Annotated in this window: 10 protein-coding genes and 1 riboswitch; of the genes, 7 read left to right on the forward strand and 3 right to left on the reverse strand. The window is 39.9% G+C overall.

What is annotated here, in order from left to right; genetic code table 11:
* Positions 1-45 precede the first annotated feature (45 nt).
* Both pepT and M2353_RS18595 read left to right on the forward strand, forming a co-directional pair.
* The gene (gene pepT, locus M2353_RS18590) at positions 46-1,278 is read left to right on the forward strand and encodes a peptidase T (RefSeq protein ID WP_178929733.1); all 1,233 of its coding nucleotides are present in this window, start codon (positions 46-48) and stop codon (positions 1,276-1,278) included.
* Positions 1,279-1,566: 288 nt separating this feature from the next.
* On the forward strand, positions 1,567-1,746 hold the full coding sequence (locus M2353_RS18595; protein ID WP_284725874.1) for a hypothetical protein: 180 nt from the start codon (positions 1,567-1,569) through the stop codon (positions 1,744-1,746).
* 58 nt (positions 1,747-1,804) lie between these two features.
* Here M2353_RS18595 and M2353_RS18600 read toward each other — a convergent pair.
* A protein-coding gene (locus tag M2353_RS18600) for an IS3 family transposase (RefSeq protein WP_284725414.1) occupies positions 1,805-3,156 on the reverse strand; the annotation gives its coding sequence in 2 pieces (ribosomal slippage) (positions 1,805-2,712 and positions 2,712-3,156; 1,353 coding nt in all).
* A gap of 109 nt (positions 3,157-3,265) precedes the next feature.
* Positions 3,266-3,943, reverse strand: a complete 678-nt coding sequence (locus M2353_RS18605) for a DUF3298 and DUF4163 domain-containing protein (RefSeq protein ID WP_045033745.1) — start codon at positions 3,941-3,943, stop codon at positions 3,266-3,268.
* Positions 3,944-4,104: 161 nt separating this feature from the next.
* Between M2353_RS18605 and M2353_RS18610 the strand changes: the two genes are divergently transcribed.
* From M2353_RS18610 to M2353_RS18630, 5 genes are all read left to right on the forward strand, one after another.
* Complete coding sequence (locus M2353_RS18610; RefSeq protein WP_024719230.1) at positions 4,105-4,962, forward strand: MurR/RpiR family transcriptional regulator; 858 nt, start codon at positions 4,105-4,107, stop codon at positions 4,960-4,962.
* A gap of 200 nt (positions 4,963-5,162) precedes the next feature.
* Positions 5,163-6,056, forward strand: a complete 894-nt coding sequence (gene garR / locus M2353_RS18615; protein WP_284725875.1) for a 2-hydroxy-3-oxopropionate reductase — start codon at positions 5,163-5,165, stop codon at positions 6,054-6,056.
* A 6-nt stretch (positions 6,057-6,062) separates the two neighbouring features.
* Positions 6,063-7,484, forward strand: a complete 1,422-nt coding sequence (locus M2353_RS18620) for a four-carbon acid sugar kinase family protein (protein WP_284725876.1) — start codon at positions 6,063-6,065, stop codon at positions 7,482-7,484.
* Positions 7,485-7,534: 50 nt separating this feature from the next.
* Positions 7,535-8,854 carry a gluconate:H+ symporter gene (locus M2353_RS18625; RefSeq protein ID WP_008345676.1) on the forward strand — a complete coding sequence of 440 codons (1,320 nt, stop codon included), beginning with the start codon at positions 7,535-7,537 and terminating at the stop codon, positions 8,852-8,854.
* A gap of 81 nt (positions 8,855-8,935) precedes the next feature.
* A riboswitch (SAM riboswitch) is annotated at positions 8,936-9,048 on the forward strand.
* 87 nt (positions 9,049-9,135) lie between these two features.
* Entirely contained in the window at positions 9,136-10,257 is a 1,122-nt protein-coding gene (locus M2353_RS18630) for a 5-methyltetrahydropteroyltriglutamate--homocysteine S-methyltransferase (protein WP_284725877.1), read from the forward strand.
* A gap of 150 nt (positions 10,258-10,407) precedes the next feature.
* Here M2353_RS18630 and M2353_RS18635 read toward each other — a convergent pair whose 3' ends face one another.
* The gene (locus M2353_RS18635) at positions 10,408-11,400 is read right to left on the reverse strand and encodes a JmjC domain-containing protein (protein WP_226650549.1); all 993 of its coding nucleotides are present in this window, start codon (positions 11,398-11,400) and stop codon (positions 10,408-10,410) included.
* Positions 11,401-12,048: the final 648 nt, after the last annotated feature.

Genomic DNA, 12,048 nt, shown 5'->3' on the forward strand with positions numbered 1-12,048 from the left:
AGACATGATAAAATGAACATATTCTACAAAAGGAGTGACGTATTGATGAAAGAGGAAATGATCCAGCGATTCACAAGTTATGTAAAAGTGGATACACAGTCTGATGCAGACATAGAGAGCTGCCCATCCACTGAAGGACAGCTGAACCTAGCAAGGCAGCTTGTTGAAGAGATGAAATCCATCGGCATTCAAGAAGTGACAATGGATGAAAACGGTTATGTCATGGGCACGATCCCATCTAACACAGACAAAGAAGTGACAACCATTGGCTTCCTAGCTCATATCGACACAGCCACTGACTTCACTGGCAAGAACGTGAAACCGCAGATTCATGAGAACTATCAAGGCGGGGACATCACGTTAAACGAAGATCTACATATCGTATTATCTCCAGCACAGTTTCCAAATTTACAAAAATACCAAGGACATACGCTCATCACGACTGATGGCACGACCCTGCTTGGTGCAGATAACAAAGCAGGTATCGCAGAAATTATGACCGCCATGCATTACCTGATTGAGCATCCAGAAATCAAGCATGGAAAAATTCGTGTCGCCTTCACACCAGATGAAGAGATCGGCAGAGGACCTCACAAATTCGATGTTGATGCCTTTGGCGCTTCTTATGCTTATACGATTGACGGCGGCCCGCTAGGAGAGCTTCAATATGAGAGCTTCAACGCCGCAGGTGCAAAAGTATCAATTAAAGGAAACAACGTCCATCCAGGGACAGCAAAAGACAAAATGGTCAGTGCTGCAAAGATCGGCATGCTCTTTCACAACAAACTTCCTTCAGATGAATCTCCAGAATACACAGAAGGATACGAAGGCTTTTTCCACCTCACAAGGTTTGTAGGAGAAGTAGAAGAAGCAGAGCTGCAATATATTATTCGTGATTTTGATAAAGAGAAATTCAACAAGCGCAAAGCACTGTTTGAAAAAATCGCAAACGACTTAAAAGCGGTCTACGGCGAAAACAGCATCACCCTTAGCATTCAGGATCAATATTACAATATGAGAGAAAAAATTGAGCCAGTCAAACATATCGTAGACATCGCTCATGAAGCCATGGAAAACCGCTCAGTGACACCTGTCATTGAACCAATCCGCGGCGGTACAGATGGCTCACAGCTTTCATATAAAGGACTTCCAACGCCAAACATCTTTACTGGCGGGGAAAACTTCCACGGTAAATATGAATTCATCTCTGTAGAGAACATGCTGAAAGCGTCAGAAGTGATCGTGGAAATTGCACGTTTATTTGAAGAAAAAGCATAAACATGTTTACAACCGTTCCTGTTCGGGAACGGTTTTTTAATAAAAGTTTACAATTTTCTGAAACTTTCATGACACTTAATCGTACTAATAGAGACAACCCCAGAAAAATTCTTCTTGACGAGTGAAATAACTGGAAATATAATAGTTAAAAACAACCAGTATTTTAGACCTAAAAAAGAAGCGAGAATAAACCTTTAGAACTAAACGCTATTTGCTAACTATTTTCAGTTATAAACATCACTCACCCTGTCTACACTTAAAGAATAGGATGAATTGGAGGAATGTCATATGATGATTTTATTGATTATCGCTTCACTTTGCTGCTACTTACTATTCTCTTTCAAAAAAGATAACCGCACCCAAAAACGAAAAAGCGCAGAGCTTTCGGAGTTTGAAATCTTTCGTATGCGCCGCCACTACAACGGCAAACGCTGTCACCCACTAAACGATGCACCCAAACAAGTATAAATGTAAAAAGAAGAGCCTCGTCACCATGAAGTGACCCCCTAAATTTAGACGCGTTTTTTTATGAGACAGCTTTCGAGGCATGAGTTCGATATTGTATCGGACTCATGCCTTTTAGTTTTGTCTTTATACGTGTGTGATTGTAGTAATCAATATATTGTTCAAGTTCTTGCTTGAAGTGTTCGATGTTCTCAAATTTTTTTAGGTATAGAAATTCAGACTTTAAGATACCAAAAAAGTTCTCGATAACTGCGTTATCGTAACAGTTACCTTTTCGGGACATACTCTGTGTAATCCCACGCTTTTTTAAGTCGTGTCTATATTGCTTCATTTGGTAATGCCATCCTTGATCAGAATGTATCATTGGTTTCTCATCTTCATCTAAACGGTTGAACGCCTGATGAAGCATCGTTGAGACGAGTGAATAAACAGGTCTTGAACCGACTGTATAGGTAATGATTTCACCATTAAATAGATCTAATATGGGCGAAAGATAGAGCTTCTGACCAAATAACTTGAACTCCGTTATATCTGTGACCCATTTCTCATTTGGCCTATCAGCTTGAAAATGACGAGCCAAAATATTAGGCGCTATTTTGTTCACTGTGCCTCTGTATGAACGATATTTCTTCACTCGGACCATGCATTTTAGCCCTAGAACTTTCATGATGCGCTGGACTTTTTTGTGATTCACCTTTTGTCCCCGATTAATTAGTTCATCACGAATCCGGCGATATCCATAACGTCCTTGATGTTCCTGATAAATAGTTTGAATCATCTTTTTCAGTTCGACATCCTGATCAGGACGATCTAAATGCTTGATCAAGTAATAGTAGGTACTGCGTGGAATACATGCGAGCTTAAGAAGTGATTTCACCGGATATTGATGCCTTAAATCATAGACTACTTGCGCTTTGTCTTGTTTGGTGATTGTTCCTTGTTTTGAACTAAGGCATTCAACTTTTTTAAATACTCATTTTCCATGCGCAAATGTTCTACTTCTGCCTGTAACGCTTCCATTGATCCTTTCGTTATTTCTTGTTTTCCAGTTTTCCTTTTCATAGACGGACGCCCCTTTTTCTTAGATTGAAGGGCGTCTACTCCTTGTGTTTCCAAGATGCGCTTCCAGTTCCAAAGCGTGGTATCAGAAGGCAGGTTAAAGAGTGCAGCTGTTTCCAAGATAGACGTCCCATGTTCATTCATATAATCAAGTACGTCTAGTTTATATTGGACTGGATAATTTGTATATGACTTTGAAAAAGCTTTTTCGCCATGATATTGATACTTTCTGACCCAATATTGAAGTATGCTTTTGTGCACGCCAATCTGTTTTGCAATTCCAAGCAGGGGTTCGCGGTCAATGAGGTATCGTTTTACAGCTTTGATTTTATCTTCAATTGTAAATTTAGCCAAAAGAAAAGCACCTCCAAATGTTAGACTGTGTCTAATATTTGGGGTGCACTTCACCAGGGGCTCTTTTTATGTATAAAAAAACGACCAAATTCATGGCCGTTTCTCTTGTTTATTTATACACCTTCGCAGGTACTTGAATCATAGGAATTCCTACATAGTACGGTGAAATTTCATATGGCTGGAAGACAACAGCGATTCCCTTTTTCGTGAAGTAGTACTGCGTGTCGTAGCCGATTTGAATATCGCTTTTTTTCAGATTCGCATAGAATTTACTTTTATGCTTCTTTGTGTAGTTATAGATATAATCTCTTACTTTTGTACGCTTTTTCTTTGTTTTTACCACATCTGTAAAGTACAGTTGCTTTGTTTTTTTCTTTGTTAACACATAGTTCATGCTCGTAACCATCGTATCCCCGTGCATGCTACCGTCATTCATGTAATCATAGTTTAGGATACTTAGTTTCTTCCCATTGTTAAATTTCGTTTTAAACGATCTCTCGTATGTGATCTTCCCAATGCCTTCTTTTTTCGCTTCGTCCTTTAAGAACAAGTACGTAGAATAAGAGAATGCAATATCTTCTTTTAAATCACGATTGATGGTTTTCATATGCGCTTTACTAAGGTTTTTCACCTGTGCATATTTAAACGTTTTTTTCTTTTTATAATAGTGTGTACTTACTTTTGCTTTTTTCACTTGTTTGGCATCCGCAGATCCAACTGGCGCAAACAACGAAACAATCAGCGAAAAAATGAGCAGGCTGATCGTTAGGCCTTTTTTCATTGTCATAGTAAAAACCCCCATTTTTGTCTATTACCAATTGAGTATACCATGACAAAAGAACCAAAAGAAGTGTTTTCTTCCATATTATTCTTTATTTTTCATGTGAGGTTTGTTTACCGTTTTCATAAGTTCCTGTATGCTTAAGATAGAATGTTAGATGAAGTGTGGTGTTTATCATAGAAGAGAATATTTTTAGTCATATCCGGACAACATTTCATAGTTTGTCCCCTACCCAGAAAAAGATTGCCAATTACATTTTACAAAACCCTCAGAAAGTTGTGCTTCATTCGATTAGTGCACTCGCTGCTGAATGCAACACAAGTGAAACGACGATCTTTCGTTTTCTGCGAAAAATCGGCTATGAGTCCTATCAAGTGTTTCGTGTCCATGTCGCGCAGGATATTGCGACCAATACACCTCAATCCATATACGGTGAGATCGAAGCATCTGATAGTGTCGCAGATATTAAACATAAGGTCATAGAGTTAACAACCAACTCTATTCAGGATATGAAACATATTTTAGAAGACCAAGCTGTGACACAATTTATTGAGCAAATGAAACAGGCTCATAAAACCGTCTTCTTTGGAGCAGGTGCCTCCAGTTTTATTGCCGGAGATGCCTATCATAAGTTTCTCCAGCTTGGCTTTGAAGTGAGTCTATGCAGTGATCCTCATATGATGAATATGATTGCAACACATGCAACGGAACATGATTTTATCGTCGCGATCTCACATTCAGGGGAAAGTAGAGAAATCCTTGATGCCGTGCAATTTGCAAAGGAAAAAGGTGCAACGGTCGCCTCGATTACGAGCTATCCGAAATCAGAGCTCGCCAAGAAATCCGACTTTCATCTGCTCAGTTCATCGAGAGAAACAACCTATCGTTCTGACTCAATGATTTCTCGTATTAATCAGCTTGTGATTATTGATGTTTTGTACGTCACAGCTGTTTTAGAATTAGGATCAAATGCAATCGACAACGTCAAACGTTCTCGATTAGCTGTAGCTAAAAATAAAACATAATCGACCATAGACCGGAGCTGTTTCCGGTCTTTTTTTTGTGACTTTTCTCATATTTTCCGTTGACACATTCCTATTTCGTCATGTACATTAAATGAACAATAGTTTATTTCCTACTATTAATTTAAATCGATAGTATATATACTAACAAAAAGAAAAGAAAGCGCTTTTTGTAAGGGGTTTCTAAATAGGAGGCGGACAAAATGGCAAAGCAAATTGGATTCATTGGATTAGGCATTATGGGGAAACCTATGGCACTCAATCTATTAAAAGCCGGTCATACTGTGACTGTTTTCGATATTCATACAGAAGCTGTTCTAGCATTAAAAGAATTGGGCGCAAATGCCGCTGCATCAGCTGCTGAGGCAGCATCTGAAAGCGATATCATAATCACGATGCTTCCAAAAGGTGAGCATGTAGAAGCAGTCGTAGCAGGTGAACAAGGCATATTGGCTACAGCAAAACCTGGCACGATTATTATAGATATGAGCTCTATTTCACCTGTTACTTCTAGAGCATTAGCGGCACTGGCAAAACAGCATCAGGTCGAATTTATCGATGCTCCTGTCAGTGGCGGAGAGCCAAAGGCGATAGACGGGACACTTGCGATTATGGCGGGCGGAGAAGAAAAGATCTTTGAACAAGTAAAGGATGTCCTCTATGCCATGGGCACAGATGTCGTATTAGTTGGTTCAAATGGAAGCGGGACAACCGCTAAGCTTGCGAATCAAATCATCGTCAACTTAAATATCGCTGCCATGTCCGAAGCACTCGTCCTTGCCGCTAAGTCTGGCATTGCGATTGATAAAATGTATGAAGCCATCCGAGGTGGACTGGCAGGAAGTGCTGTACTCGATGCGAAGGTTCCTCTCATTTTAGAACGAAACTTTGAGCCTGGCGGACGTATTGACATCAACTTAAAGGATTTAACCAATGTCATGGAAACTGCCCACGATATCGGCGTTCCTCTCCCGCTTTCTAGTCAGCTGCTAGAAATCTTCCACGCCCTCAAAGCGGACGGAAAGTCTGGACTTGATCACGGCGGAATCGTTCAATATTACGAAAAAATGGCTCATGTTGAAGTAAAGAAAGGATGAGGTTCTATGAAACAAAGCATTGAGTTACTAAATGCCATTCCGAAAGCGGATTCAGACCGCATTCAATCAGCATACGAACAAGCACTAAACCATTTCCACCATAAAGTGATTGTATTAGACGATGACCCAACAGGCATTCAAACCGTACACGGCGTCTCTGTTTTCACCGATTGGTCAGAGAAAAGCATTGAAGCTGGTTTTCTTGAAGACAGCCGTATGTTCTTTATCTTAACCAACTCTCGCAGTATGACAGAGAAAGAAACGACGGTTCTTCATGAAACGATCGCATCAACGATTGTAAAAACGGCTGAACGGCTTGATCAAGATTTCATCATTGTCAGCCGTGGGGACTCCACCCTGCGTGGACACTTCCCGCTAGAGACTGACATTCTCAGAACGACCATTGAACAGCAAAGCTCCCGCCAATTTGACGGCGAAATCCTTCTTCCCTTTTTTAAAGAAGGCGGCCGCTTTACGATTGGCAATATTCACTACGTACAGGAAGGTCACGAATTAATTCCCGCTGGTGACACAGAATTTGCATTGGATCGTACATTCGGATTTCAATCTTCTCACCTCGGAGAATGGATCGAAGAGAAATCAAACGGATCGTTCACTAAGGAAAACACTACTTATATTTCTTTAGAAGATATCCGGGCTTTACGTATTGAACAAATCAAGGATCAGCTGATGACCGTGAAGGATTTTCAAAAAGTGGTTGTAAATGCAGTGGACTATGACGATGTCAAAGTCTTTGTCATTGGCCTCATAGATGCCATCAAAGCAGGTCAGCACTTTCTATTTAGAAGTGCGGCAGCTCTCACAAAAGTGCTTGGCGGTGTTGAGGATCAAGCACTATTAACTAGACAAGACTTAATACAGGAAGAAAGCACGCACGGTGGCCTCATCATGGTCGGCTCCCATGTCAAAAAAACAACCGAACAATTGCGAGCGCTGCAGCAAAATAAAGACATTGCATTTATTGAATTTGATACACACCTCGTGTTAGAACCTGAAGCATTTCAAGAGGAAATTGACCGCGTGATTCAACAAACTGAACGGCTTTTAACAACCGGGCAATCGGTTGCTGTTTATACAAGGAGAGAACGGCTTGATCTTGGGGACGATCGTCAAGAGGAAGAATTGAAACTGTCTGTTCAGATTAGTGATGCTGTGACAAGCATTGTTCAGCGCCTCTCCATTCGCCCTAAGTACCTCATTGCCAAAGGTGGAATCACCTCAAGCGATATTGGAACAAGAGGACTCAGCGTCAAACGTGCGACCGTCGCAGGTCAAATCAGACCAGGTATTCCCGTTTGGCAAACAGGCGAAGAAAGCAAATTCCCATTTATGTCTTATGTGATTTTCCCGGGAAATGTTGGCTCAAAGGATACGTTAAAAGAAGCAGTAGACATACTTGAAGGATAAAGCAGAGGGGGCGTTCACGCTCCCTTATGCAGCACAAAGGAGGAAAGATCATGTCGTTAGTTTTTATCGGACTTGGCGTTTTGTTATTACTTTTACTCATGGTTGTCTTTAAGTTAAACGCTTTCATTTCGTTGATTATTGTCTCTTTAATCGTTGCCGTTTTAGAAGGCATGTCACCACTTGAAGCGATTGCTTCAGTCGAAAAAGGGCTTGGAAGTACACTCGGCCATCTGGCGTTGGTTCTTGGCTTTGGAGCAATGCTTGGTAAATTGATGGCTGATTCTGGCGGTGCTCAGCGTATTGCCATGACACTCATCGACCGCTTTGGTATCGGGAAAATCCAATGGGCGACGATGCTGACTGGATTTGTTATCGGAATTGCTCTTTTTTATGAAACCGGATTCATTATTCTTATTCCATTAGTCTTTACCATTGCTCAAGCCGCAAGACTTCCTGTGTTGTATGTGGGAATGCCGCTCGTCGCTGCACTCATTACAACACATGGCTTCCTCCCTCCTCACCCAGGGCCGACAGCCATTGCCAATGTATTTCAAGCCAACATGGGACAAACCTTATTGGTTGGAATTATTTTAGCCATTCCTGCTGTTTTAGTAGGCGGACTTTTGTTTACGAAACTATTTAAGAAAGATCAACTGCATGCACACATTCCAAAGGACTTGTTTAATCCAAAGGAATTTACAGAAGAGGAAATGCCAAGCTTCGGCATTAGTATTTTCACCGCTATTTTACCTGTATTGCTCATGACATTCAGAGCATGTTTAGAAATTTTCTTCCCGTCCTCCCCGCTGCTACCGGCGGCTGAGTTTTTAGGTGAGCCGGCGATTGCCCTATTAATCTCTGTGCTGCTTGCCATCTACACATTTGGTCTTGGCAGAGGAAAGAGCATGCAGGACGTCATGAAGTCGATTACGGATTCAATTGGCTCCATTGCGATGATTCTATTGATCATTGCAGGCGGCGGCGCCTTTAAACAGGTGCTCATTGACAGCGGCGTTGATCAATACATTGCAGGGATTATGCAAGGAAGCACACTGTCTCCTCTGCTCCTCACTTGGCTGATTGCAGCTGTCCTTCGTGTCTCTTTAGGGTCAGCGACTGTCGCGGGTCTCACAGCAGCTGGCATTTCTGCACCGCTAATTGGTTTGACGGGAGTCAGCCCAGAATTAATGGTAATTGCAACAGGTGCCGGCAGTATTACATTCTCTCACGTGAATGATGCGGGTTTCTGGATTTACAAAGAATACTTTAATCTGTCGATGGCCCAAACTTTTAAAACTTGGACATTGATGGTGACTGTTCTATCACTTGTTGGATTAGCTGGTGTTCTCGTCGCTGATTTGTTTATGTAGGAAAATAAATAGGAAAAACCATTGACTTTTTCTCAAAAAGATTGAATAATTGTGTTTATTAAGAAAATTGAATCAAAGGTAACCTTATTAAGAGTGGTGGAGGGACTGGCCCTGTGAAACCCGGCAACCGCTGTTCCTAGGAACAGAATGGTGCTAATTCCTTAAGCAAGCTGATGCTTGTTTGAAGATAAGGCAGAGATCTCACAGTATATGATGCTCTTCCTTATCCAAGGAAGAGCTTTTTTATTTGATTTATAACTTGAAGAAAGAAGGGATTCAGCATGACACAAGTACAAACCATTGGTAAGAAAACAACAAAGCCGCCATTTCGCGCAGATCAAGTAGGGAGTTTACTTCGTTCTGAACGCATCAAAGAAGCCCGCAAGCAAAAAGCAGACGGTACACTGACAGCAGAACAGCTCAGACAAATTGAAAACGAAGAAATCACTCGTATTGTAGAGAAGCAAAAGAAAATTGGATTAGAGGTTGTCACAGATGGAGAGTTCAGACGTGCTTGGTGGCATTTTGACTTTCTAGAAGGGCTAGATGGGGTCGAAGGATTTGAAGCGGATCAAGGTATTCAATTCCACAATACGACAACAAAAGCCAGAGGCATCAAAGTAACAGGTAAGATTGATTTTACTGATCATCCAATGCTGGAGGATTATCGCTTCCTTCACAGCATCGCGGGTGACCATACGGCTAAAATGACGATTCCAAGTCCGAATATGCTCTTTTTCCGTGGAAAGCTTGAAGAAGGTGTGTACGACAGCTTAGAAGATTTTCACCATGACGTGGCACAAGCTTATAAAAAAGCCATTCGTGCTTTTTATGATGCAGGCTGCCGTTACTTACAGCTAGATGATACAGCTTGGGCTGTGTTCTTTTCTGAAAAAGGACATGAACAAATCAAAGCCTTTGGCCGCGAGGAAGATGAACTGCGTGAATCGTTTGCGAAGACAATCAATGAAGCGGTTGCCGATCGACCAGAGGATTTGGTGATCACTATGCACATTTGCCGTGGTAACTTTAAATCGACGTGGGCAGCTGAAGGCGGATATGAAGCAGCAGCAGAAACGATTTTTGCGGGTCTCGATTTGGATGGTCTCTTCTTAGAATTCGACGATGACCGTTCTGGCGGATTCGAACCCCTTCGTTATGTGAAAAATCCAAACCTTCAAATCGTACTAGGTCTTGTCACTTCAAAGTATGGGGAACTTGAACCCGTTGATCAGATCAAAAGAAGAATCGAGGAAGCGGCACAATATGTGGACATCAACCAAATCTGTTTGAGCCCACAATGTGGATTCGCCTCAACAGAGGAAGGCAATTTGTTAACAGAAGAACAGCAATGGGAAAAGCTGCGTCATGTGATTGAGATTGCGGATCAAGTGTGGAAATAGGCGAAGATCTGCAGAAAAAGCTTACCGTCATAATAAGAACCGCTTTTTTGGCGGTTCTTTATTTTTTGTCATCTCTATCAACATTATATTAAGTTTAATCGTCATACTTCTATAGTAGAGTTAAGAAGAAAATGAATATAAGTTATCTTCTTAAAAACCATCTTTTATACTCATAAGTTGTCTTACAACAAGTTGTGTAGATTGATATACATCTAAGTCATCTTTCTTTCTTGCCAGTATATCCCCTACTGAAATTCCCTTGAAATCGTTTGGCAAATTATTTATCATTGATTTTAATTTTTCTTCTACCTTTTTTCGTTCATTTTCATCCAAAAGATCAATATTAACGAGTTCTCTCCATTCGTCTTTTTGAATCAATCGATTCCTTAATTCTATTAAAATTAGATCTAGCCAAGCTGGCTGACCGAAGGTAAAGTTTAATGCAATGGTTTCTTCAGAAGAACTAGTTGAATGCCAACAACCTCTTGGAAGAAATAAAAATGATCCCGTATCCAAAATCAATTCCCTTCCATTAGATAAATTTTCATCAGGAAAATCACCATTCCAATACGACTTTAATGGATCTGGCAAATGAGGAGCCTCAATTAATTCATAATGTTGAAGTGGATTCACTGTATTAAAATTTTCAGCCAACTTCCATTTCTTTTTCCCTTTAAGTTGAAAAATGAAATTGCAATACGCATCAAAATGTGCTGAAAATCCAGCTGATTCTTTAGCAGCGTACAATACTGCTTTTGCCATTGTTCCCTCAGGCAAGCCTAAAAGTGACCTTAGTTTACTAATAGATTCACGAAGCTCTGGTATAAATATATCTGTGAAATCAAATTCTAAGGCAGCTCCTCTTTCATACCAACTCATTGCCTCTTCAGGTGGAACTAAAAATTTGTTAAGGATCCCCCCTGTCTCCTCAATTATTGCATCTCCAACAACCATTACTGGATTTTTATATATCTTTAGAATATTCTCCAAACTGGATATATTTTCGATTCCAGGAACTGAAAAAAACCGTTCTAAATTTCCTTTGTTATGTAAAAAATGATTTGGCCAATATTCATTTAAAAACTCATCAGAACTCATCTCGTTTAAAACGTCATCTAATATGTTGCCACTTGTTGTTCTCATTATTTACCTCCTATGCTCATATTTTCAAATATAATTATACAAAAAGAAAATTCAATTTCAACTAGTAATCATAACATTCAGATAAAAACAAATAGATGTTCAAGAGATATCAATAAAAATAATATATATACAAGGAACGACAGAATTACATTTAAAAGACCTATGCACAAATGGATATTAAAGGTGTTATTCCTATACGATTGTTAGTACACATAATCATCACAAACCTAAAAGATTATCCTATTCCATTTAGAATTCAAATTTAGTGGATATACAACCCTCTAAAACCATGAACGCCTCTCAAGATTAAAATAACCCATGATTCTAGCCATCTTTCTTATTTCTCCAATTTCTTTTCCACAAACTCTCACTCTATTTGCAACATCGATCTACTCATCACTATTACTTTATAAACATAAAAATTTGTCAAAAAAATCATTGTTTGAATATTGAAAAAAATATAAATAATATGCTATTATCACTTTTGTTAGGGTATGAATTAGAAATTTAAGTCATATATAGGAGGAATGTTACATGAAAAAAGTTTATAAAACTCCACGTCTTATTGAAATTCGTAATGTAGTTGTTGCTGGTGGACATTAATCCAATAAAACCCTTTAAAAGGACAGTAAAAGAGGTGAATCACAT

Source organism: Bacillus aerius (assembly GCF_029894105.1).
Classification (GTDB): domain Bacteria; phylum Bacillota; class Bacilli; order Bacillales; family Bacillaceae; genus Bacillus; species Bacillus altitudinis.

Bases quoted from the DNA above. Each gene is read 5' to 3' on its own strand.
- pepT (WP_178929733.1), top strand. From the start codon at position 46: ATGAAAGAGGAAATGATCCAGCGATTCACAAGTTATGTAAAAGTGGAT.
- M2353_RS18595 (WP_284725874.1), top strand. From the start codon at position 1,567: ATGATGATTTTATTGATTATCGCTTCACTTTGCTGCTACTTACTATTC.
- M2353_RS18605 (WP_045033745.1), bottom strand. From the start codon at position 3,943: ATGACAATGAAAAAAGGCCTAACGATCAGCCTGCTCATTTTTTCGCTG.
- garR (WP_284725875.1), top strand. From the start codon at position 5,163: ATGGCAAAGCAAATTGGATTCATTGGATTAGGCATTATGGGGAAACCT.
- M2353_RS18620 (WP_284725876.1), top strand. From the start codon at position 6,063: ATGAAACAAAGCATTGAGTTACTAAATGCCATTCCGAAAGCGGATTCA.
- M2353_RS18625 (WP_008345676.1), top strand. From the start codon at position 7,535: ATGTCGTTAGTTTTTATCGGACTTGGCGTTTTGTTATTACTTTTACTC.
- M2353_RS18630 (WP_284725877.1), top strand. From the start codon at position 9,136: ATGACACAAGTACAAACCATTGGTAAGAAAACAACAAAGCCGCCATTT.
- M2353_RS18635 (WP_226650549.1), bottom strand. From the start codon at position 11,400: ATGAGAACAACAAGTGGCAACATATTAGATGACGTTTTAAACGAGATG.